A 20,944-nucleotide genomic window follows, 5' to 3' on the forward strand; every position below is an offset into this window, starting at 1 on the left:
CTCCCCCTCACCCCAACCCTCTCCCCGCAGGCGGGGAGAGGGAGAAGAAAGAGATCAATCCTTCGGGCGCAGCTTCTCGACTTCGGCGTCGCTCGGCAGATAGTCCGAGCCCTTCTTGTAGACGGAGTCCACCATCACGCCCTTGCCGTCCTTCAGCGCGGTCTTGCCGACATAGGCCCCGAGCGTCGACTGGTGGTCGATCTTGCGGAAAGTGATCTCGCCGAACGGCGACGGCATCGAGAGGCCTTCGGCTGCGGCAATCAGCTTCTCCGGATCGGTCGAGCCGGCCTTGGCGAGGATCGCCGCAGCAGCCTTGATGGTCTGGTAGCCGACGATCGAGCCGAGGCGCGGATAGTCGTTGTACTTGGCCTGGTAGGCCTTCAGGAACGCGTCATGCTCGGGCGTCTTGATCGAGTACCAGGGATAGCCGGTGACGATCCAGCCCTCCGGCGTCTCCTCCTTGAGCGGATCGAGATATTCCGGCTCGCCGGTGAGGAACGACACCACCTCGCGCCCCTTGAACAGGCCGCGGGTGTTGCCTTCGCGCACGAGCTTCACGAGGTCGGCGCCGAAGGTGACGTTGAGGATCGCTTCCGGATTGGCCGCGGCAACCGCCTGCACCACCGGGCCGGCGTCGATCTTGCCCTGCGGCGGCCATTGCTCGTCGACCCACTGAATGTCCGGCCGCTTCTCCGACATCAGCTTCTTGAATACGGCAACCGCCGACTGGCCATATTCATAGTTCGGCGCGATCGTCGCCCAGCGTTTTGCGGGCAGCTTGCTGGCTGCTTCCACCAGCATCGCGGCCTGCATGTAGTTGGAGGGGCGCAGGCGGAAAGTGTACTTGTTGCCCTTCGACCAGGTCACCGCGTCCGTCAGCGGCTCGGCCGCGAGGAAGAACACCTTCTTCTGGTTGGCGAAGTCGCTGACGGCCAGACCGATGTTCGACAGGAACGTGCCGGTGAGCATGGCAACGCCCTCGCTCGAAACCAGCTCGTTGGCCGCGGTCTGCGCGTCGGCCGGCTTGCCGCCATCGTCCTTGGAGACGACGACCAGCTTCTTGCCGTTGATGCCGCCGGCCGCGTTGATCTCTTCCACCGCGAGCTGCCAGCCCTTGCGATAGGGCTCGGTGAAGGCCGGCAGCAGCGAGTAGCTGTTGATCTCGCCGATCTTGATCTCCTGCGCCACGGCCGAATGAGCCATGCCGCCAGCCAGAAGCGCGAAGGCCGCGCCCACAAAATAGTTTCTCGCTCGCATCCCAACCTCCAGTTTTGAACTCTCTACGTCTTCAGCGTGATCTTGTCGGAGAAGCTGTGCCCGCCTCCCCGGTTCAAACTCTATCTCAAACCGTCTTCGCCCTTGACCTCCGCAACCGTCAGCCCGCCGACGCGCGGCAGCGGACGGCCGCTGTCGGTGACGGCGACCGCGACCATGATCTCGTTGGCGCGCGGCGCGTCGTTGATCTGCACTTCCATGCCGTCGAAGTGACTACGCACGAAGGCTGCGTCCTTGTGACCAAGGGGAATGTCGAGCGTCGTGCCGGGTCCGCTGCGCTTCTTCGACGACGGGATCAGCGCCGCGCCCTTGCTCAACACTTTCCGCACCGGCGCGCCCATCTTCGGGTGAAGAATCGCCGCCGCATGTTCCAGCTCGCCGTTCTCGCCGACGGCCGCCGCCTTGCCATAGCTCTGCGCCTTGGAGCCCTCGATGCCGAGCGCGGCCACCGCACGCTTCGACAGGAGCTCGCCGAGCTCCTCGCCGATCGCGATCAGCGGCGAAAGGTCCTCGACATATTTTCCGGCAAAGGGATTTTCGATCACGGCGATCGCCGCGGCGCGCCGGGTCGGCGGCGACACCTGGCGGCCCATCTCCATCTGCGTCTCTTCGACGACGGTGACGATCTTGCGGATGATCGCGCTCATGATTGTTTCCCTTGGGCTCGTCCCTGTTCAGGCATGAACCGCGTTCTCCAGCACAGACGGGCGCGATCGTTGCCGCTCAATATCTTTTGTTCCGATGACAAGCATATCACCACAAAGCTGCAACACGGCACCCTCGATCAACCCGCGACCGAACAATTGCCGTGCACATTCCGCGCCAGATTCCAGCGCCTTGCGAATCTCGACCCGCGACAATTCACCGACATCGCGGGTGACGAGACGCGCGCCGAGATCGCTGTCGGGCTGGAACTCGTTGGCGGGCCGGCGGAGGATGGCCGGATGCCCGGGCAGATCGACCGCGTTGGCGATCATCGTCGCCGCCGCATCGGCTTGCGCTGCCGTTGCCGCGAGCACCGTCACGGCATCGGCAATGCCGAGCGAAAAACTGCGGCCGTGGCGTCCGCTGGTCGCGATGCCGCGCACGGGATCATCGGCCTCGACCCTCATGGTCCGCATCACGCCGTCGCGGTCGGGCCTGTCCATCAGGCCGACCGAAAAATGTTCACCCGCGCCGAGATGCAGCGCGATATCGCCGCCATTGTTGACATAGGCCCGATCGAGTGACGCCGCATTCAGCATTGCCGCCAGAATTTCCTCCGCCACACTTCCCGCCACCGCTGCCATCGGCGTGATGAAGCCACCGGCGGCATAGGGCGCGACGGCAGCGTGCATGCGGCGCGCCACGACGCCCCTGAGCGGAGTGCGCGCTACCTCGGCGGCCATCCGCAATTCCGTCAGTTCCGCGCAGAGCTCGTCAAGCAGGCCGGTGAAGCGCCGGGCAGCCGCCTCATAGGCCGCGCGCACCTCGTGCTCGCGCCCCCTCGCCTCCACGATCAGATCAATCGGACCATCCTGCAAATGCAGCCGCCGGCCATCAGACAGCAATGCGATTTGCGGGAGCCGCTTCATGCGCGACGCCCCGGGATCGGGCCCTGCCAGGGCAGCTGACGGACATCGTCACCGCCCCGCACCTCGGAGAGCGGCTTCACATGGTCCATGTGTCCGCCGAGCGCGGCGTAATCGGACAGTTTCATGGTGAACTCGATCGGCGCGACCAGCGCCGGCGTCGGCACGTAACCGAACGCGCCGGCCGGCATCTGCGTCACGTCGACCATGTAGGTGATGCCGCCGCCCGGCCAGACATAGACCGGCGCGCCACCGCTGGTGACGCGCGTCAGCGCATCCTTCACCGAGCGCGTCAGCCGCACCGGATTGTCGGTGACACCCGCACGCAGCGAGCCGCCGGCGCCCGCCATGAACAACACCGTGCACAGCGCCGGCTCGCAATTCTCCTGGATGCGCTCCACCGAAAACTTAAGGTCGGCCGGCATCTCGGTCTCGACTGGCTTCAAGGCCTCGTCGAGCACGTAATAGGACGAATGCTCGCCGGTCGTTGAGACCATCAGCATGGAGAGGCCCGCCTTGGCCTCCTTCGCATCGAACGGCCCGAGAATCGCCAGCGGATCGGAGATGTTGGTGCCGCCCCACCCCGTGCCGGGATCGGCGACCTGGAAATAGCGGCCGGGCGTCGAGCGCCGGCCCTTCATCTTGATGCCGGTGTCGGCGATGTCGAGCAGCTTGCCGGCCTGATGCTCGCTGAGCACGCCGGTGATGTGGTCGTCGACCACGACGACCTCGTCGACCTTGCCGTGCCATTGCTTGGCGAACATGCCGATCGTCGCCGAGCCGCAGCCGACGCGCATGCGCTCTTCTTTCGTGCCGTTCACGATCGGCGGCTGGCCGGCCTGCACCACCACGCTCGCGCCGCCGTCGATGGTGAGCTCGACCGCCTTGCAGTTGGCGAGATCCATCAGCGTGTCGCAGGTGACGCGGCCCTCCTTCTTGGAGCCGCCGGTGAGATGATGCACGCCGCCGAGCGACAGCATCTGCGAACCGTATTCGCTGGTCGTGACGTGGCCGACCGCCTCGCCCTGCGCACGCACGGTCGCGGTCTCCGGCCCGAGATAGCGGTCGGTGTCGATCTTCACCTTGATGCCGCAATAGGAGAAGATGCCCTCGGTGACGACCGTCACCATGTCGACGCCGTCGACCTCGGACGACACGATGAACGGTGCCGGCTTGTAATCGGGATAGGTGGTGCCCGCACCGATCGCGGTCACGAAGGTCGAGGGCTCGTGGACGAGCTTGCCGTCCCAGTCTTCCGTGCGGCTGAACGGCACCAGCTTGCCGCCCTGCGACACCGTGCGTTCGAGGATGATGTGCGGATCGACGCGGACGAGCTTGCCGTCGTGGTTGGCATAGCGGTCGCAGGCGCCCGCCGCGCCCGGCTTGATGTAGCACATCACCGGACAGGCATCGCAGCGGATCTTGTCGGTGGCAGCGCTCGTCGTTTCAGTCACCATGTGCAGGCCAGCGGATCACAGGGGCTTATCATTCGTATACGAACGATGTTGCGCGCGCTCCCGAGGGCTGTCAAGCGGCGGCGCGCGCGAAAAGATGCGGCTGCCGAATAAAACCTCATTTGCCTCCCCGCTCTGTCCACAAACCGGGCAATCGCGCTGCACTGCGGCATGCCGGCTTGCACGTTTGTGTACAAACGGTATCGTCACGACGTAGAATTTTTGCGAACCGTTGGTCCGCGGCGCTTAACGAGTCGATCTGGGAACGAGGATGACGCAGACACCGATCCGCCTCACCGTGAACGGCAGGATCCACGACGTCGCGGCGGCGCGAGAGACGCCGCTGCTCTATGTGCTGCGCAACGACCTCGCGCTCAACGGTCCGAAATACGGTTGCGGTCTCGGCGAATGCGGCACCTGTACTGTCCTGATCGACGGCGCCGCGGCACGTTCTTGTGTCATCCCGATCAGCGGCTGCACCGGACGCGACATCGTGACGCTCGAAGGACTCGGCACGCGCGAGAAGCCGGACGTGGTGCAGCAGGCCTTCATCGACGAGCAGGCCGCGCAATGCGGCTACTGCCTCAACGGCATGATCATGACCACCAAGGCGCTGCTCGCGATCAACCCGCAGCCCACCGAGCAGGAGGCGCTGGCGGCGCTGCGTTACAATCTCTGCCGTTGCGGCACCCATGTCGAAATCCTGCGCGCCGTGATGCGCGCATCGAACCAGCTCGCCGAGGCCGGTGATTGATGGCCTCCCCGCATCCGAACGGAGCTGAGCGGCCATCGGGTTCGCTCGTCGTCGTCCGCACCGTGGACGAGATCACATCCGAGACCTTCGTCCGGATCACCGCGGATGGCTCGGTCACCGCCTATAACGGCCATGTCGATCTCGGCACCGGCATCCGCACCGCGCTCGGCCAGATCGTCGCCGAAGAGCTCGATGTCTCCTTTGCCCGCGTCGTCGTTGTGCTCGGCGATACCGCCGTGGTGCCGAACCAGGGCCCGACGATCGCCAGCGAAACCATCCAGATCACCGCCGAACCGCTGCGCAAGGCCGCCGCGCAAGCGCGGCACTTCTTGATCGCGCGCGCCGTCGAGCGGTTGGAGTTGCCCCTTGCCGATCTCCGCGTCGAGGACGGCCTCGTGCGCGGGCACAACCGCAGCGTCAGCTACGGCGAACTGCTCGGCGGCGAGACCATTCGTCTCGAGCTTGCCGACGACGTGCAGGTCAAGCCGGTCGGCGACTACGCCATCGTCGGCCAGTCGGTCCCGCGCGTCGATCTGCCGGCCAAAGCCACGGGTGAACTGACCTTCGTGCACGACATCCGCGTCCCCGGCATGTTGCACGGACGCGTGGTGCGCCCCCCCTACGCCGGCGTCGACGCCGGGCCGTTCGTCGGCACCAGCCTGATCGCGGTCGACGAATCCTCGGTAGGCAATATTCCCGGCCTCGTCGCGGTCGTGCGCATCGGCGATTTCGTCGGCGTGGTCGCTGAGCGCGAGGAGAATGCGATTCTGGCGGCGGCGCAGCTCAAGGTGAGCTGGAAGCCGACGCCCACCCTGCCCGATCTCGCCGACGTCGAGACGGCGCTACGCGCCAATCCGTCGACGCCGCGCACGCTGATCGACAAGGGCGACGTCAATGCGGCGATATCAGGCGCGGCCAGGCCGATGCAGCGCACCTATGTCTGGCCGTATCAGATGCATGCCTCGATCGGTCCCTCCTGCGCGGTCGCCGACTTCAGGGACGGCAACATCCGCGTCTGGTCGGGCACGCAGAATCCGCACGTGCTGCGCGGCGATCTCGCACTGCTGATCGAGCGTCCCGAGAACGAGATCGAATTGATCCGGCTCGAGGCCGCCGGCTGCTACGGCCGCAACTGCGCCGATGACGTCACCGCGGACGCGCTGCTCTTGTCGCGCGCGGTCGGCCGGCCCGTGCGCGTGCAGTTGACGCGCGAGCAGGAGCACGCCTGGGAGCCGAAAGGCACCGCACAGCTGATCGACGTCAATGGCGGCCTGAACGCCGACGGCGGCGTCGCCGGTTACGATCTCGCCACGCGCTACCCCTCGAATGCCGCGCCGACGCTGGCGCTCCTGCTCACCGGGCGAATTTCATCCGAGCCCGACGTCCTCCAGATGGGCGACCGCACCGCGATCCCGCCTTACGACTACGACCACATGCGCGTCGTCGCCCATGACATGGCACCGATCGTGCGCGCGTCCTGGTTCCGCGGCGTCTCGGCGCTGCCGAACACCTTTGCGCACGAATCCTATATCGACGAGCTCGCGACCGAGGCCGGCGTCGACCCGATCGAATACCGGCTGCGCTATCTGAAGGACCAGCGCGCCGTCGATCTCGTCAATGCGGTCGCCGAGCGCGCGGGCTGGACGCCACGACCGGTCCGCGAGGAGAAAGACGGCGAGGTCGTGCACGGACGCGGCTTTGCCTACGCGCTCTATGTCCACAGCAAGTTTCCAGGCTTTGGCGCGGCGTGGTCGGCTTGGGTCGCCGACGTCGCCGTGAACAAGACGACCGGCGATGTCAGCGTGACACGCGTCGTCGCGGGTCAGGACTCCGGCCTGATGATCAATCCGGACGGTGTGCGGCACCAGATCCACGGCAACGTGATCCAATCCACCAGCCGCGCGCTGATGGAGGAGGTCTCGTTCGAGCGCGGCGCGGTGGCGGCGCGCGAATGGGGCGCCTATCCGATCATCCCCTTCCCCGATGTGCCCAAGATCGACGTGCTGATGCTGCCGCGACCGGACCAGCCGCCGCTCGGCGTCGGCGAGTCCGCCTCGGTGCCGAGCGCGGCGGCGATCGCCAATGCGATCTTCGATGCGACCGGCGTGCGTTTCCGCGAGCCGCCGTTCACGCCCGAGCGTATCCTCAAGGGATTGCACGGCGATGCCCAGGCGACGCCGCAGGCACTCCCCGCTCCCGCTGCGCCGCCGTCTCGCATCTGGCAGAATCCGTTCGCCAGGCGCGCCGGCATCTTTGCGACGATTGCGGCGGTCTGCACCGCCGCAATCGGCATCGGCGCGGCACTGCTGCCCGGGCGTGCCATCGCACCGATCGCGCGGCCCGATGCGTCGGTCTATTCCGCAGCGACCATCGCCCGCGGAGAGCAGCTTGCCGCGCTCGGCAATTGCGCGGAGTGCCACACCACGATCGGTGGCGCGTTCAACGCCGGCGGCCGCGCGCTGGAGACCCCGTTCGGCACGATCTACGCGACCAACATCACGCCCGACGTCGAGACCGGTATCGGGGCCTGGTCCTATCCCGCGTTCGAGCGCGCGATGCGCGACGGGCTTCATCGCGACGGGCGCCAGCTCTATCCCGCCTTCCCCTACACGCATTTTTCGAAGACGAGCGAAGCCGATCTCCAGGCGCTCTACGCCTACCTGATGGCTCAGCCCGCGGTGCGCGCCACGCAGCCTGCAAACACACTCGCCTTCCCGTTCAATCTCCGCCCGCTGCTCGCGGGATGGAATGCGCTGTTTCACCAGACGCGTGAGTTCAAGCCCGATCCGGCAAAATCCGAGCTGTGGAATCGCGGCGCCTATCTGGTCGAGAGCCTCGGCCATTGCAGCGGCTGCCATTCGCCGCGCAATGCGCTCGGCGCCGAGCAGCGCAATGCCTACCTCGCCGGCGGCTTCGCCGAAGGCTGGGAGGCGCCGCCGCTGACCTCGCTCTCGCAGGCGCCGATCCCGTGGAGCGAGGACGAGCTGTTCGCCTATTTGCGCGCCGGCAATTCGCGCTATCACGGCGTCGCGGCCGGCCCGATGGCGCCGGTCGTCAGGGATCTCACGGCCCTGCCCGACCAGGACATTCGCGCGATGGCCGTCTATCTCAATTCGTTCAACGACGCTGCCACCGAGGCGCCGGATACGCTTGCCGCCAGGCTTGAGAGCGCAACGCAAGTCACCACCGCCGCCTCAACCGGCGCGCGGCTCTATCAGGGCGCCTGCGCCGTCTGTCACGAGGTCGGCGGCCTGCCGCTGTTCGGAAGCCGGCCCTCGCTTGCGCTCAACAGCAATCTGCACAGCCGAGCGCCGGACAATCTCGTGCAGGTGATCCTGCACGGCATCACCGAGCCCGTCTCGAGCGACCTCGGCTACATGCCGGCGTTCAAGGACAGCATGAGCGACGCGCAGATCGAAGAGCTCGTCACCTTCCTGCGCAAGCAGTTCGCGCCYGACAAGCCGGCCTGGACGGGCCTGCGCGAAACGATCGCGCGCGTGCGCAGCTCAGCACATTAGTGTCATTCCGGGGCCCGAGCGTAGCAGGGAGCCCGGAATCCATAATCACCAGCCGGGGTTATGGATTCTCAGATGCGCAATTGCGCATCATAGCTCGCCGCTTCGCGTCGCCCCGGAATGACACTGCATGATTGAAGCGTCAGAGATACAACACTACGCGTGCTTCTTCGCCTCCACCGGCGGCGTGCCGTGGGTGTGGAAGGACTCGATCGTCTTCAAGCCCCACGCCTGGCCCTTCTTGCGCTCCTCTTCCGTCCACACGATCGGCTTCCAGTCCGGCGCGAGGATGAGGCGCGCGCCGGCATTGGCGACTTCGACGCGATTGCCGCCGGGCTCGTAGACATAGAGGAAGAAGGTCTGCTGGATCGCGTGCTTGTGCGGGCCGGTCTCGATGTGGATGCCGTTCTCCAGGAAGATGTCGGCGGCGCGCAGGATTTCCTCGCGGCTGTCGAGCGCGTAGGTGACGTGGTGGAAGCGGCCGGGCGTGCCGGAATGATCGAGCGAATAGGCGAAGTCGTAGCTCTTGTTCGACATCGTCAACCACATCGCCGCTTCCCGACCGTCGTTGAGCACGATCTGCTCGGTGAGCCGGCAGCCGAGATAGTTCTCGAAGAACTCGCGGTTGGCCTTGATGTCGACGGCGAGGCAGTTGAGATGGTCGAGGCGGCGGACGTTGACGCCGCGGGCGGGAAAACGCTGCGCCTGGTTCTTCAGCGCAGGTCTTAGCTCCGGTGGCGCCTGATACCATTCGGTCTCGTAATAGAGCTCGACGATGTGGCCGTCGGGATCGCGGCAGCGGAAGGTCGGCCCCTGCCCCATGTCGCCGTCGATCCAGCCGATATCGAAGCCCGAGCCCTTCAGCGCCGCGACGCGCCGCTCCAGCGCCTGCTGGCTGCGCGCGCGTAGCGCCATGTGCTCCATGCCTGACGTCTTCGACGCCGTGAGCTTCAGCGAATAGCGCTCGTAATCGTCCCAGCCGCGCAGATAGACCGACTCGCCCTTCTGCCCGCTGACGGTCATGCCCATGACGTCGACGAAGAATTTCAGGCTCTCGTCGGGCTTCGGGGTCAGCAGTTCCATGTGGCCGAGATGAGCGAGATCCAGGATCGGTTCGGGCTGCATGGCTTCCTCCAAGGCGGTTTCCTCCAAGGCGGTTTCCTCGAAGGCTTGGCTGCGATCCGCCTCACCGGATCGCGCAATCGGGCACCGAGCACAACGATGCGCGCGCACCCAGGCGATACTGACGGCCGCCGGTTCATTTGTACTAATGTACAAATGATTAGGTCCCGTCAACAAATCAAACCGCGCTCTTCGCGGGCTCGGCGCAGCGTCGGCGCCGCTTTCGCTGGCCCGGAGGCCCGGACCGGCTGCCCGAATGGTAAAATCTTCCTTAAGGACATTTCGGCCTGTCGGCCTGGAGGAGCGGCATTTTCCGGCCGTTCCGTCCGCAAGTATGCATCAGGGACAAATGTGCGAGCCGAATTGTCGCGGATTTAACGAAGCAGCCGCGCCTGGCGTTTAACCGTTTGTGCAGCGACGGCCGCATAGTCTGGAGCAAAGCCCCTCTTTCTTGCCAGGTTCATCCATCGTGACATCCTTTGGACGCGTGATTTCGGTTCGCGGATCGCTCGCCCGGGTCGGGCTTTTGGCGGAAAGCCAATTGCCGATCTCGGAGGTGCGGGCCACCGTCGGCCGTTTCGTGAGCATCCGCTGCGCCAGCTCGGTCATCGTCGCGATGATCACCGAGGTCTCCTGCGAGAACCTCTCGAACTCCGACTACATCGCCATCGCCTCCGTCGACCTGCTCGGTGAAATCCTCAATGCCGCCGACAAGGCCAAGTTTCAGCGCGGCGTCACCAACTATCCGACCATCGGCGATTCCGTCGACCTGATCACCAGCCAGGAGCTGCGCACGATCTACGCGCCGACCGGATCGGACCAGATCAATGTCGGGTTCCTCCAGCAGGACCGCTCGGTCGTCGCCTATGTCGACGTCGAGGAGATGCTGTCGAAGCATTTCGCGGTGCTGGGATCGACCGGCGTCGGCAAATCGACCGGCGTGTCGCTCTTGCTCAACGAGATCCTCAAGGCGCGCCCGAACCTGCGAATCTTCCTGCTCGACGTCCACAACGAATATGGCCGCTGCTTCGGCGACCGCGCGCTGGTGCTCAACCCGCGAAACCTGAAGCTGCCGTTCTGGCTGTTCAACTTCGAGGAAATCGTCGACGTGCTGTTCGGCGGCCGCGCCGGCGTGCCCGAGGAGCTCGACGTCCTTGCCGAGGTCATCCCGATCGCCAAGGGCATCTACACGCAGTATCAGAACTCCGACCGCCTCGGCCTGAAGCGCGTCGATCCCAAGCAGATCGGCTTCACCGTCGACACGCCGGTGCCGTACCGCCTGGTCGACCTGATCTCGCTGATCGACGAGCGCATGGGCAAGCTCGAAAACCGCTCCTCGCGCATCATCTATCACAAGCTGATCTCGCGCATCGAGGCGGTCCGCAACGACCCGCGCTATGCCTTCATGTTCGACAACGCCAATGTCGGCGGCGACACTATGGCCGAGGTGATCAGCCATCTGTTTCGCCTGCCCGCCAACGGCAAGCCGATGACGGTGATGCAGCTCGCCGGCTTCCCGGCCGAGGTCATCGATTCCGTGGTCTCGGTGCTGTGCCGCATGGCCTTCGACTTCGGCCTGTGGAGCGACGGCGTCTCGCCGATGCTGTTCGTCTGCGAGGAGGCGCACCGCTACGCTTCCGCCGACCGCAATGTCGGCTTCGGACCGACCCGCAAGGCGGTATCGCGCATCGCCAAGGAAGGCCGCAAATACGGCGTTTATCTCGGGCTCATCACCCAGCGTCCGGCCGAGCTCGACGCCACCATCATCTCCCAGTGCAACACGCTGTTCACGATGCGTCTTGCCAACGACCGCGACCAGGCGCTGCTGCGCGCCGCGGTGTCGGACGCGGCTGCGAACCTCTTGTCCTTCGTGCCCTCGCTTGGCACCCGCGAGGTGCTGGCGTTCGGCGAAGGCGTCGCGCTGCCGACCCGGCTGCGCTTCAAGGAGGTGCCGCCGCACCAATTGCCGCGCGGCGAAGCCACCATCAGCAGCGTGCCCTCCGTCACCTCCGGCCATGACATGCATTTCGTCGGCGCCGTGCTCGAGCGCTGGCGCGGCGCCACCTCGCAGCGCGACGTGCCGAATGATCCGGTGTTCGCGGCACCGCCCAGCAAGACGCTCGCGAGCGCCGAAGCGCCGATGCTGCAACCCTCGATGGGCCTCGATCCCGACCGCTTCTCGCTGCTGAAGAAGCCGCTGCGGTAAGGAACGGACACCGCTTCCGCAAATTCCGCTGTCATGCCCCGGCTTGACCGGGGCATCCAGTATGCCGCGGCTTCTCGATTGAACCACAACCGTCTCTGGAATACAGGATCGCCCGATTAAATCGGGCGATGACACTGAGCGTGTGGCGCGTTGAGCCCGCCGCCCGCATCGACTATGGTTGCCGGCCCCAAGCCGGAATCCATGCTCATGACAAAAACCGCCGCGCAACGCTTCCCCGCACCCGCCATCGACACGCTGCCAGACGACATCCGCACCCGGCTCCTCGCCGTGCAGGAGAAGAGCGGTTTCGTGCCGAACGTGTTCCTGACGCTGGCCTACCGTCCCGACGAGTTCCGCGCGTTCTTCGCCTATCACGACGCGCTGATGGAGAAGGACGGCGGGCTCACCAAGGCCGAGCGCGAGATGATCGTGGTAGCAACCTCGGCGGCCAACCAGTGCCAGTATTGCGTGATCGCGCACGGCGCGATCCTGCGGATCCGCGCCAAGAACCCGCTGATTGCCGACCAGGTCGCGGTGAACTACCGCAAGGCCGACATCACGCCGCGGCAGAAGGCGATGCTCGATTTCGCGATGAAGGTCTCGGCGGATGCGCAGCGCATCGCGGAGGACGATTTCGCGGCGCTTGCCCCGCACGGCTTCAGCGACGACGACATCTGGGACATCGCCGCGATCTCGGCCTTCTTCGCGCTGTCGAACCGGCTCGCGAATTTCACCGGCATGCGTCCGAACGACGAGTTTTACCTGATGGGACGCCTGCCCAAGACATAACGACAAGCAGTGATCGACGAGCAATGACCGAGCTCGACTGGCCCGAAATCCTGCTGCGCCTCGGCGTTGCGACGTTCGCCGGCGGTGCGATCGGGCTCGACCGCGACCTGCACGGCAAGCCGATCGGACTGAAGACGCTCGGCATCGTCGGCCTCTCCACCGCCACCGTCGTGCTGCTGGCGGTGCAGTTCGCCGAGCCGGGCAAGATCACCGATGCCGCAAGCCGTGTCATCCAGGGCATCCTCACCGGCATCGGCTTTCTCGGCGCCGGCGTCATCGTGCACGAGAGCGACCGATTTCGGGTGCGCGGCCTGACCAGCGCCGCCTGCACCTTCCTCGCCGCCTGCCTCGGCATCGCCTGCGGCGTTGGACAATGGAAGATCGTCGCCGTCGCGGTGGCGCTGGCCTTCGTCCTGCTCACGGTCGGCCGCCGCATCGAGCGCCGGCTGCATCGGATGCTTGGCGGCAAGCAGGAACCGCGCGAATCGGAGATGCCGCGGGAAAATTTGAACGATCGTCGCTAGAACCGAAGCCGCTGCCCCCAAACCGGCTTCAGCAATTCGAGCACGGTCAGCACCAGCAGGCCGGCGCCAAGCGTGACCGGCTTCGCTCAGCCCGGCCGGCCTCATGCTCTCCGGGGCGCTCACGTCTTCCGCCGCAGGCTCCAGAGACTTCCGACACCGACGGCGGCGGTCACGAGCAGGATGGCGACGAAGGTCTGGATGATCGTGAAGTTCAGGGCGTCCCGCGCGACGAACAGCGCGGTGACGGCTCCGGCGATGACAAACAGAATGCGAAGGATCAGGCTCATCGTCATGTCTCCAGGTCGGCATGACCGGAGCCCCATTGGCCCATCGACATCGGGCGCAATGCTGGTTCGCCGATCATGCACGGCGACCTTAGCGGCCTGCACCGGATTGGATTTGCGGCATATCAAGTGGCTGCGTGCCGCCAGGTCGCAGGATGTGAAGCGAGCCACGCCCGCCTGTCCGCGCCGCCCGGCGCCGAAGCGAATCGGGCGTCAAGCGACTCAAAGCGTCGGCGACTGGTGCAGATAACGGTCGTCGAAATCGGCGAGCTCCAGAAATCGGGATTCGTCGAGCACCGTGACGCGGCCGCGGTGCAGCTCGACGATGCCCTCCTCACGCAATTGCTTGATCACGCGATTGGCGTGGACCGCGGTAATCCCCAGCGCTTCGCCGATCTGCTCCTGCGTCAGCGGCATGTCGAAACTGGCGCCGTCCACCCGGCCGATGATCCTGAGACGCTCGCGCAACTCGACGATGACGTGGGCGAGCCGTGCGGGCGCCGGACGCTGGCCGGCATTGACGATCCATTCGCGAAACATCGCGGCGTCGATCAGCGTGTCCCGCCAAAACATCTCGGCAACGCCCGGATTGCGACGGTGCAATCGTCGCAGCGTGTCGTGAGCGATGAAGCCCAGCGTGCACGGCGTCAGCGTCGAGAGGTCGTGGTCCATCACGTGCAGGAACAGGCTCATCAGGTCGGGGATCTCGCCGGGAATGTGCAAGGAAAGGATCTGGCGCTTGCCGCTCGCAATCGTCTTGGAGCGCGCGCAAAATCCCTCGACGATGAGGCAGCATTCGGTCGCCCGCTCGCCATCACGCACAACCGGCGTCTCCGCCGGGTACTGTCGCACCGCGATCGGAAGGGCTTCGATGTCTCTGACATCCTCCTCCGAAATACCGGAAGAGATGCGCAAACGCCTGACAAGCGCAGCGCGGATCGTATCGCCGGGCACGCGAGGTCGCTCCGTTGACATGGATTGGGACCATGGCGCCGGGACGCCACCGCAATGAAACCCGCGATGCGTCCGTCCGGTTCCAACAAAAGTTAAGGACGCGGCTTGCATCCGCATGGTTGGCTTCACGCCGGAAAGGCCAGGCCATGACCAAGAAACGCAATCGTACACGACCGGCGCTGTCGCTTCAGGAGCGCCTGAACAAGTTTACCCAGGAGGCCCGCGCCGCCGCCAGGAAGCTCCCGGCCGGTACCGAGCGCCGCACACTGCTGCAGAAGGCGCGCGACGCCGAGGAAGCCGCAGAGATGGAGCGCCTGCTGTCCTCACCCGACCTGCAGGGCCAGAAGTGATCGTCCCGCCGTTGCGTACCAGCAACTGCGCAGCGCTATACCGCTAGCGCTTCGCCATCAACTCGAGCGCCGGAGCAAAGCGCTCGGAGAATGTCAGCGTCTTGGCGTGGCGAACTGCGGCAAACGATGCCGAGATTCCTGCTGTGGCGACCGCGAGCAAGGCAATTACGAAAACCAGACGGCGCATTTCGGCCTCCTGTGTGAGCTCGACTATCCCACACAGATGGGGTGGCTCTGTTTCAGGACGGTTTCATCGGCGAGGAAAATGACTTCGCTCAAGCGGCTGTGATGAGATCCGGCTCGCGGGGCCGCATGCCGTAACCAACTAATAATAGTCGCCGTTGTCCTGCCGCGGGCGCGAGCCTGGCCGGGAATTTCGCGCCAGGGATCACGATCGTGAATCGCAACACGGCTGCGACAGGCAGCATGTGCTGGAGTGCGAAGTCGTCGAGGAACACTCAAATGAAAGTCGTCATTCAGAAGCTCAATGGTCTATGGCACCTGATCATCGGCTCGTGCCAGATCCGAACGCCCTTCCTGGCAACCCAGGACCGTGCGCTGGTCGTCACTTACGCGCGGCGCGCTTATCCCGGCGCCAAGATATTCCAGCGCGACTGATGTGAGCGCCCGCAATTGGCCGTCCGCTCACTAGAAGCACGGGGTGTATCCGGTCCCCTGCAATCTCGCGACTTTTCCACCGGGGTCGACCGACCATTTGACGGAGATGCGCGTGGACCCGCAGACTAGGTTGAATTGCGTGTACTCGTATGTCATCTCCCGCGTGCCTGCGGGGCACGGACCGTAGTAGCTGATCGATCCTGACCGCGTTTCCGGCAACCTGCACAATGGGCGCGGCTGAGCGACATCCGTGAAACCGTCGTTGAGCAGAGCTGCTTTCAACACCGCCTCATCCGTCCCGTCGGGAAACCGCGCATTCAAGGCCGCCGTCATCGGTCCATCGCGGTCACTTAACGGCGAAGCCAGCGGCTCTGCGAGAATCCTGGGCGGAGCCCAATTGTAGGTGAGCGACAGCTTCAGTGCGTATCCGGTGATCGCGAAGAACAGCGAATAGAGAATGACGGTGCGCATCCATAGAGCCGCCTCTCCCGGGAGTGCTGGCAGACGCGAGCTCAATCCGCCGCAAACCAATCCGAACGAAACCATCAGCAGCAGGATCGCGACCGGCACGAGGTATGAATAGCTGGCCAGCCACCACACCAGGACGCCGGCCAGCAAGCTGACGAGCAGCGCCCGGGCATCTCTGCGAAGAATGGCAATGAGCGGTGGAATGGCCGCCATCATCGTGAAGATGAGAACGCCCTGATGAGGCCACATCGCTGTTACCTGAGATTCCCGCGCCTAATCATCCTCCGCCGGCCCGCACCAGCCGGGCAGATAGATCGCATCCTTGCTCTTGGCCGCGGACATCGCCTTCTCCAGCGCCTTGTCGAAATTGGCGTCGACCGCCTTGCGCGTCAGTTTTCGGCGCAGATAGTCGGCCCACAGGAATTCGGAGAACGGCGTGGTGTCCTTGGCGAAGCCGCCCAGGCGGCGGAGTTCGCCGGCGAGGCTGCGGAAGGGATCGTCCTTGAGGTCGACGACCGATTTCGGCAGGTCGCGGAACGGCCGGCGCTCGCCCTTGGCGTCGTAAGGATAGACCCAGCGCTTGTTGTCCATCACGCCCCAGAACGCCTCGCGCTCGACCATCCTGAGATCACCGACCACGGTCACCAGCACCTCCTTGATGCCCTCGTCATGCAGCGCGCGGCCAAGATGATGATGGTCGATCACGTAGTAGCGCAGGTCCGGTCCGTACACGACCGGGATCATGTGGCTGCCGAGCAGATCGGATTGCTTCTTCTTGCCATGTTCGCGCCAGCGCTTGCGCTTCTCCTTGACCTCGCGCATGCCGACCGTCATCTGCGTCGGCCGCAGCGACAGGATCGGCACCGGATGCACTCTCGGCTCGCGCGCGTTGGTGGTCATGGTCGAATAGCCCCTCACATGGTTGCTGCTGGCAGCCCAGCCCGGGCGGATTATGCCATGGGGCCCGCGCCGGCAAAATGCGTTCGGCCCGTGCGCGGTGATCACAAGCCGCTGTTCACGGGACTAAGGGCCGCTCCGCGGCTGTTGCTGCAACGCACCCCGCTCCCTGACACGCGGATGACATCCGGTTCCGCGAACCGTTCACGGCATTTGCCTGCAAGATAGTGCGAGAGCGCAATGCACGTGTGCGTTGAGAAGATTTTCTGCAACGGCAATGTCACGTATGCTATCTAAAAATCGCTGCTTCGGAGTGATCCCCGCACCATGAAAACCCAGCGGCCCATAGCGTCGGACGACGAGCATCGCGTGCTCCAGTTCAGGCCGCGCACCACATCCACCCCGTCGGTCCGGCGGGGCGGCGGTACCGTGCAGCCGCTTCAGGCCACGCCCGAGCCGCTCGACCTGTCGCGCTACGAGCAGCCCCGCGCGCAGCCGGACGATTTCCGCCACCGCATGCTCGCCAACATCGCAGCCCTCGCCTTCACCATCGCGCTGACGGCGATCGGGATCTGGCTCGCCGTCAGCATCGCAGACCTGCGCCGGACCCAGGATTGCGTGCTGATGGGCCGGCGCGACTGCGTCAAGATCACGACGCCGCACATCTAGGCACACCCCCGCCCGGATGGCCCGGTTCGGAGCCCCGATAACAGGCATCCCCAGGCTGCCCCCGCGCCCGTCCGGCTCCATTGAACTCGGGGCGGCGCTCCGATATACGGGCTTTCGACCCGGCCAGAGGGGGGTTTGAGGGCGTCACTCGGGGCGCGATGCCCGCCCACCACGCCACTCTGGAACATCTGACAAATATCCGCAATATATCAAAGGCTTAGTGATGTCCTCCACATTCGATCAGGTCGCTACGATCATCGCTGAAACCTGCGACATCCCGCGCGACACGATCACGCCGGATAGCCACGCCATCGATGACCTCGGCATCGACAGCCTCGATTTCCTGGACATCGCGTTCGCGATCGACAAGCAGTTCGGCATCAAGCTGCCGCTGGAAAAGTGGACCCAGGAGGTCAACGACGGCAAGGCGACCACCGAGCAGTATTTCGTGCTGAAGAACCTGTGCGCCCGCATCGACGAACTGGTCGCGGCCAAGGGCGCGAGCGCGTAGTCGCGCGGTCATGCAACTCGAATACTTCCACATGATCGATCGCATCGTCGACCTCAACGTCGACGAGAAGAAGATCGTCGTCGAGGCACGGGTCCCGAACGAGAGCACCATCTTCGAGGGGCACTTCCCGGGCTATCCGCTGATGCCCGGCGTGCTGCTGATCGAATCAATGGCGCAGGCTTCGGGCTGGCTGCTGCTCGGCGCGCTGAAATTCGAGCGCATGCCGATTCTCGCCGCCGTGAAGGAGGCCAAGGTGCGCGGCTCGGTGTTCCCCGGCGACCTCATGAGCATCGAGGCGAGCCTCGCCCATGAGGGCTCGGGCTACGCCATGACCGAAGCCAAGATCAGGGTCGGCGGCAAGCTGCGTGCGAATTCGACGCTCACTTTCACGCTGATCCCCTTCCCCAATGCGGACATGCGCGGATACATGGCGAAAGTCGCCGAGCGCGTCGGCTTTCCGCAACAGGCCGTATCGCCATGACTGAAACTGCTTCGAAGCCCGGCCAGACGGAAGTCTGGATCACCGGCATTGGCCTTGCCACCTCGCTCGGCGAGGGGCTGGACGCCAACTGGGCCGCGCTCCAGGAGAGGCGCATCAATGTCGACGAGAAGGGCTTTGCGCCCTGCGTCGTGCATCCGCTGATGCCTGTTACCTTCGACAGCCAGATCCCGAAGAAGGGCGACCAGCGCCAGATGGAAGCGTGGCAGCGCATCGGCACCTATGCCGCGGGGCTGGCGCTGGATTCCGCCGGGATCAAGGGCAACAAGGACATTCTGTCGAAGATCGACATGGTGGTTGCCGCCGGCGGCGGCGAGCGCGATCTCAATGTCGACAGCGGCGTGCTCACGGCCGAGGCCAAGGGGGCGAACGCCCCCGGCTTCCTCAACGAGCGGCTGATGAGCGATTTGCGCCCCACCCTGTTCCTGGCCCAGCTCTCCAACCTGCTCGCCGGCAACATCGCCATCGTGCACGGCTTAGGGGGCACCTCGCGCACCTTCATGGGCGAAGAGGTCGCGGGCGCGGATGCCGCGCGGATCGCGCTGGCGCGGATCGCTTCGGGCGAGAGCGACATTGCGCTGGTCGGCGGCTCGCACAATGGCGAGCGCAAGGACCTCTTGGTCCTCTACGAATTCGGCGACTTCAATCTGAAGGACAAGTTCGCCCCGGTCTGGGCCCGCAAGGACCACGCCGGCTTCGCGCTCGGCTCGGCCGGCGCGTTCCTGGTGCTGGAGTCCAGGGCTCACGCCGAAGCGCGCGGTGCAAAGCCGTTCGCGAAGCTGTCGAGCGTCGTCGCCGATCTTGCCAGGCGCAAGCAGCCCGGCGACACGGCCGCGACGCTGGAGAAGCTGTGGGCCAAGCTGCCCAGGCGCGAGGGCAAGGGCGCGATCATCACCGGCGCGACCGGTGCGGAGCCGGCCACGTCCGAAGAGCGCGGCTTCCTGAAGAGCCATTCCGACTTTCCCGTGCGTTCAACCGGCACCATGTTCGGCCACACCATGGAGACGCAATTCCCGCTCGGCTTGGCGCTCGCCGCCCTGTCGATCTCGCGCGGCGCCCTGTTCCCGCCGAACGATTCCACCGGGACCGAGATTGAAATGCAGGGAGCGCCCACCCAGATTGTCGTGGTGGGAGCCGGACACTGGCGCGGCGAAGGCATGGCGCTGGTCGAGGCTGTTTAGCTAGCTCTATCGGGGGATCGACATGACTGCACCACGCGACAAACTCGGGCGTCCCGTCGTCGTCGTCACCGGCATGGGCATCATGACCTCGCTCGGCGCCGGGAAGGCCGACAATTGGTCAAAACTGGTCGCCGGCGAATCCGGTATCCGCACCATCACGCGCTTTCCAGTCGACGGGCTGAGGACCACCATGGCCGGCACCGTCGATTTCGTCAGTGCCGACCCCTTCTCTTCCACCGCCCTCTCCGAGCGGATGGCGGAGATCGTCACGGAGGAAGCCCTGGACCAGGCCGGAATTAGCGCCAAGGGCGATTTCCCGGGCCCCCTCTTCCTCGCCGTTGCTCCGGTCGAGGTCGAGTGGCCGCAGCGCCGCGAGCTCGGCCGCGACGTCGGCAAGACTGACATCAACTACGACGATTTGCTGCGCATCTCCGGCGGCGGCAAATACAGCGCCTATCACCACCGCTTCATGTTCGGCTCGGTGGCCGCCTACCTCGCCGAGACCTTCGGCACCAAGGGCTCGCCGATCTCACTGTCGACGGCCTGCGCCTCGGGCGCGACCTCGATCCAGCTCGGCGTCGAGGCGATCCGCCGCGGCGAGACCGACGCCGCGCTGTGCGTGGCGACCGACGGCACGGTGAACCCGGAAGCGCTGGTGCGCTTCTCGCTGCTCTCGGCGCTGTCGACCCAGAACGATCCGCCGCAGGCGGCCTCCCGCCCCTTCTCCAAGAACCGCGACGGTTTTGTCATGGCCGAAGGCGCCGGCGCCCTGGTGCTCGAAAGCTATGAAGCCGCAACCGCCCGCGGCGCCAAGATCCTCGGCGTGATCGCCGGCTGCGGCGAGCTCACCGATTCCTTCCATCGCACCCGCTCGTCTCCCGATGGCAAGCCGATCATCGGCTGCATGAACAAGACACTGGCCGATGCCGGCATGACGCCGGACCAGATCGACCACATCAACGCGCACGGCACCGCGACGCCCGAAAACGATAAGATGGAATTCAACACGACGTCAGCCGTGTTCGGCGAGCTCGCGCAGAAGATTCCGGTCACCTCCAACAAGTCGATGGTCGGCCACACCATCTCGGCGGCCGGCGCGGTCGAGGCGATCTTCTCGCTGCTCACGCTGGAGCATCAGCGCATTCCGCCGACGATCAACTACGAGAATCCGGATCCCACGATCCTGTTCGACGTCGTCGGCAACACGGCGCGCGACGCCCGCGTCACCGCGGTGATGTCGAACTCGTTCGGCTTCGGCGGCCAGAACGCCTCACTGATCCTGACCCGCGAACCGGCCTGACCG

22 protein-coding genes are annotated in these 20,944 nt (G+C 65.2%); 12 read left to right on the forward strand and 10 right to left on the reverse strand.

What is annotated here, in order from left to right; translation table 11 throughout:
* Window positions 1-54: 54 nt before the first annotated feature.
* From ACXJMY_RS30235 to ACXJMY_RS30250, 4 genes are all read right to left on the reverse strand, one after another.
* Complete coding sequence (locus ACXJMY_RS30235; RefSeq protein WP_456623002.1) at window positions 55-1,257, reverse strand: ABC transporter substrate-binding protein; 1,203 nt, start codon at window positions 1,255-1,257, stop codon at window positions 55-57.
* 80 nt (window positions 1,258-1,337) lie between these two features.
* A complete protein-coding gene (locus tag ACXJMY_RS30240; RefSeq protein WP_456623003.1) occupies window positions 1,338-1,922 on the reverse strand; it encodes an amino acid synthesis family protein in 585 nt (194 codons plus the stop codon).
* Between the two features lie 27 nt (window positions 1,923-1,949).
* Window positions 1,950-2,849, reverse strand: coding sequence for a UPF0280 family protein (locus ACXJMY_RS30245; RefSeq protein WP_456623004.1), 900 nt, complete (start codon window positions 2,847-2,849; stop codon window positions 1,950-1,952).
* Window positions 2,846-4,303 (reverse strand): 6-hydroxynicotinate reductase, encoded by a 1,458-nt coding sequence (locus tag ACXJMY_RS30250; RefSeq protein ID WP_456623005.1) that lies wholly within the window; start codon window positions 4,301-4,303, stop codon window positions 2,846-2,848. Before ACXJMY_RS30250 ends, ACXJMY_RS30245 begins: the two co-directional genes overlap by 4 nt.
* A 268-nt stretch (window positions 4,304-4,571) precedes the next feature.
* Here ACXJMY_RS30250 and ACXJMY_RS30255 point away from each other — a divergent pair, with 268 nt between their 5' ends.
* A complete protein-coding gene (locus ACXJMY_RS30255) occupies window positions 4,572-5,054 on the forward strand; it encodes a (2Fe-2S)-binding protein (RefSeq protein WP_456623006.1) in 483 nt (160 codons plus the stop codon).
* Window positions 5,054-8,572 (forward strand): molybdopterin cofactor-binding domain-containing protein, encoded by a 3,519-nt coding sequence (locus tag ACXJMY_RS30260; protein WP_456623007.1) that lies wholly within the window; start codon window positions 5,054-5,056, stop codon window positions 8,570-8,572. Before ACXJMY_RS30255 ends, ACXJMY_RS30260 begins: the two co-directional genes overlap by 1 nt.
* 153 nt (window positions 8,573-8,725) lie before the next feature.
* Here the strand turns inward: ACXJMY_RS30260 and ACXJMY_RS30265 are convergent, their stop codons facing one another.
* Window positions 8,726-9,694, reverse strand: coding sequence for a catechol 2,3-dioxygenase (locus ACXJMY_RS30265; protein ID WP_456623008.1), 969 nt, complete (start codon window positions 9,692-9,694; stop codon window positions 8,726-8,728).
* Window positions 9,695-10,160: 466 nt separating this feature from the next.
* Here ACXJMY_RS30265 and ACXJMY_RS30270 point away from each other — a divergent pair, with 466 nt between their 5' ends.
* The 3 genes from ACXJMY_RS30270 to ACXJMY_RS30280 all read left to right on the forward strand — a co-directional run bounded on the left by ACXJMY_RS30270 (window position 10,161) and on the right by ACXJMY_RS30280 (window position 13,210).
* Window positions 10,161-11,897: an ATP-binding protein gene (locus ACXJMY_RS30270; protein WP_456623009.1), complete on the forward strand. Its 1,737-nt coding sequence runs from the start codon at window positions 10,161-10,163 to the stop codon at window positions 11,895-11,897.
* A 207-nt stretch (window positions 11,898-12,104) separates the two neighbouring features.
* Entirely contained in the window at window positions 12,105-12,686 is a 582-nt protein-coding gene (locus ACXJMY_RS30275; protein ID WP_456623010.1) for a peroxidase-related enzyme, read from the forward strand.
* Window positions 12,687-12,709: 23 nt separating this feature from the next.
* A complete protein-coding gene (locus ACXJMY_RS30280; protein ID WP_456623011.1) occupies window positions 12,710-13,210 on the forward strand; it encodes an MgtC/SapB family protein in 501 nt (166 codons plus the stop codon).
* A 119-nt stretch (window positions 13,211-13,329) separates the two neighbouring features.
* Here the strand turns inward: ACXJMY_RS30280 and ACXJMY_RS30285 are convergent, their stop codons facing one another.
* Window positions 13,330-13,497 carry a hypothetical protein gene (locus ACXJMY_RS30285; RefSeq protein ID WP_456623012.1) on the reverse strand — a complete coding sequence of 56 codons (168 nt, stop codon included), beginning with the start codon at window positions 13,495-13,497 and terminating at the stop codon, window positions 13,330-13,332.
* A gap of 219 nt (window positions 13,498-13,716) precedes the next feature.
* Entirely contained in the window at window positions 13,717-14,448 is a 732-nt protein-coding gene (locus tag ACXJMY_RS30290; RefSeq protein ID WP_456623013.1) for a Crp/Fnr family transcriptional regulator, read from the reverse strand.
* 146 nt (window positions 14,449-14,594) lie between these two features.
* Between ACXJMY_RS30290 and ACXJMY_RS30295 the strand changes: the two genes are divergently transcribed.
* Window positions 14,595-14,798 carry a hypothetical protein gene (locus tag ACXJMY_RS30295; protein WP_456623014.1) on the forward strand — a complete coding sequence of 68 codons (204 nt, stop codon included), beginning with the start codon at window positions 14,595-14,597 and terminating at the stop codon, window positions 14,796-14,798.
* A 43-nt stretch (window positions 14,799-14,841) separates the two neighbouring features.
* On the opposite strand, the gene ACXJMY_RS30300 is transcribed toward ACXJMY_RS30295, so the two are convergent.
* Window positions 14,842-14,985, reverse strand: a complete 144-nt coding sequence (locus tag ACXJMY_RS30300; RefSeq protein WP_196236573.1) for a hypothetical protein — start codon at window positions 14,983-14,985, stop codon at window positions 14,842-14,844.
* 275 nt (window positions 14,986-15,260) lie between these two features.
* Here ACXJMY_RS30300 and ACXJMY_RS30305 point away from each other — a divergent pair, with 275 nt between their 5' ends.
* Window positions 15,261-15,416 carry a hypothetical protein gene (locus ACXJMY_RS30305; RefSeq protein WP_456623015.1) on the forward strand — a complete coding sequence of 52 codons (156 nt, stop codon included), beginning with the start codon at window positions 15,261-15,263 and terminating at the stop codon, window positions 15,414-15,416.
* Window positions 15,417-15,446: 30 nt separating this feature from the next.
* Here ACXJMY_RS30305 and ACXJMY_RS30310 read toward each other — a convergent pair whose 3' ends face one another.
* Together ACXJMY_RS30310 and ACXJMY_RS30315 are read right to left on the reverse strand one after the other, a co-directional pair.
* On the reverse strand, window positions 15,447-16,133 hold the full coding sequence (locus tag ACXJMY_RS30310; protein ID WP_456623016.1) for a hypothetical protein: 687 nt from the start codon (window positions 16,131-16,133) through the stop codon (window positions 15,447-15,449).
* A gap of 24 nt (window positions 16,134-16,157) precedes the next feature.
* On the reverse strand, window positions 16,158-16,784 hold the full coding sequence (locus tag ACXJMY_RS30315; RefSeq protein WP_456623017.1) for a ParB-like protein: 627 nt from the start codon (window positions 16,782-16,784) through the stop codon (window positions 16,158-16,160).
* 324 nt (window positions 16,785-17,108) lie between these two features.
* Between ACXJMY_RS30315 and ACXJMY_RS30320 the strand changes: the two genes are divergently transcribed.
* From ACXJMY_RS30320 to ACXJMY_RS30340, 5 genes are all read left to right on the forward strand, one after another.
* Window positions 17,109-17,450: a hypothetical protein gene (locus ACXJMY_RS30320; RefSeq protein ID WP_456623018.1), complete on the forward strand. Its 342-nt coding sequence runs from the start codon at window positions 17,109-17,111 to the stop codon at window positions 17,448-17,450.
* A 223-nt stretch (window positions 17,451-17,673) separates the two neighbouring features.
* Window positions 17,674-17,961, forward strand: a complete 288-nt coding sequence (locus ACXJMY_RS30325; protein WP_007592476.1) for an acyl carrier protein — start codon at window positions 17,674-17,676, stop codon at window positions 17,959-17,961.
* A 10-nt stretch (window positions 17,962-17,971) separates the two neighbouring features.
* Entirely contained in the window at window positions 17,972-18,442 is a 471-nt protein-coding gene (locus ACXJMY_RS30330) for a 3-hydroxyacyl-ACP dehydratase FabZ family protein (RefSeq protein WP_456623019.1), read from the forward strand.
* A complete protein-coding gene (locus ACXJMY_RS30335) occupies window positions 18,439-19,641 on the forward strand; it encodes a beta-ketoacyl-ACP synthase (protein ID WP_456623020.1) in 1,203 nt (400 codons plus the stop codon). Before ACXJMY_RS30330 ends, ACXJMY_RS30335 begins: the two co-directional genes overlap by 4 nt.
* A gap of 22 nt (window positions 19,642-19,663) precedes the next feature.
* Window positions 19,664-20,941: a beta-ketoacyl-ACP synthase gene (locus ACXJMY_RS30340; protein WP_456623021.1), complete on the forward strand. Its 1,278-nt coding sequence runs from the start codon at window positions 19,664-19,666 to the stop codon at window positions 20,939-20,941.
* Window positions 20,942-20,944 lie beyond the last annotated feature (3 nt).

Source organism: Bradyrhizobium sp. P5_C12 (genome assembly GCF_054049735.1).

Excerpts from the sequence above, each read along its gene's own strand:
- ACXJMY_RS30300 (WP_196236573.1), bottom strand. The coding sequence starts at position 14,985 with ATGCGCCGTCTGGTTTTCGTAATTGCCTTGCTCGCGGTCGCCACAGCA.
- ACXJMY_RS30255 (WP_456623006.1), top strand. The coding sequence starts at position 4,572 with ATGACGCAGACACCGATCCGCCTCACCGTGAACGGCAGGATCCACGAC.
- ACXJMY_RS30340 (WP_456623021.1), top strand. The coding sequence starts at position 19,664 with ATGACTGCACCACGCGACAAACTCGGGCGTCCCGTCGTCGTCGTCACC.
- ACXJMY_RS30250 (WP_456623005.1), bottom strand. The coding sequence starts at position 4,303 with ATGGTGACTGAAACGACGAGCGCTGCCACCGACAAGATCCGCTGCGAT.
- ACXJMY_RS30335 (WP_456623020.1), top strand. The coding sequence starts at position 18,439 with ATGACTGAAACTGCTTCGAAGCCCGGCCAGACGGAAGTCTGGATCACC.
- ACXJMY_RS30325 (WP_007592476.1), top strand. The coding sequence starts at position 17,674 with ATGTCCTCCACATTCGATCAGGTCGCTACGATCATCGCTGAAACCTGC.
- ACXJMY_RS30295 (WP_456623014.1), top strand. The coding sequence starts at position 14,595 with ATGACCAAGAAACGCAATCGTACACGACCGGCGCTGTCGCTTCAGGAG.
- ACXJMY_RS30235 (WP_456623002.1), bottom strand. The coding sequence starts at position 1,257 with ATGCGAGCGAGAAACTATTTTGTGGGCGCGGCCTTCGCGCTTCTGGCT.
- ACXJMY_RS30285 (WP_456623012.1), bottom strand. The coding sequence starts at position 13,497 with ATGAGCCTGATCCTTCGCATTCTGTTTGTCATCGCCGGAGCCGTCACC.
- ACXJMY_RS30240 (WP_456623003.1), bottom strand. The coding sequence starts at position 1,922 with ATGAGCGCGATCATCCGCAAGATCGTCACCGTCGTCGAAGAGACGCAG.
- ACXJMY_RS30315 (WP_456623017.1), bottom strand. The coding sequence starts at position 16,784 with ATGACCACCAACGCGCGCGAGCCGAGAGTGCATCCGGTGCCGATCCTG.
- ACXJMY_RS30265 (WP_456623008.1), bottom strand. The coding sequence starts at position 9,694 with ATGCAGCCCGAACCGATCCTGGATCTCGCTCATCTCGGCCACATGGAA.
- ACXJMY_RS30275 (WP_456623010.1), top strand. The coding sequence starts at position 12,105 with ATGACAAAAACCGCCGCGCAACGCTTCCCCGCACCCGCCATCGACACG.
- ACXJMY_RS30320 (WP_456623018.1), top strand. The coding sequence starts at position 17,109 with ATGAAAACCCAGCGGCCCATAGCGTCGGACGACGAGCATCGCGTGCTC.
- ACXJMY_RS30310 (WP_456623016.1), bottom strand. The coding sequence starts at position 16,133 with ATGTGGCCTCATCAGGGCGTTCTCATCTTCACGATGATGGCGGCCATT.
- ACXJMY_RS30245 (WP_456623004.1), bottom strand. The coding sequence starts at position 2,849 with ATGAAGCGGCTCCCGCAAATCGCATTGCTGTCTGATGGCCGGCGGCTG.
- ACXJMY_RS30280 (WP_456623011.1), top strand. The coding sequence starts at position 12,710 with ATGACCGAGCTCGACTGGCCCGAAATCCTGCTGCGCCTCGGCGTTGCG.
- ACXJMY_RS30330 (WP_456623019.1), top strand. The coding sequence starts at position 17,972 with ATGCAACTCGAATACTTCCACATGATCGATCGCATCGTCGACCTCAAC.
- ACXJMY_RS30305 (WP_456623015.1), top strand. The coding sequence starts at position 15,261 with ATGAAAGTCGTCATTCAGAAGCTCAATGGTCTATGGCACCTGATCATC.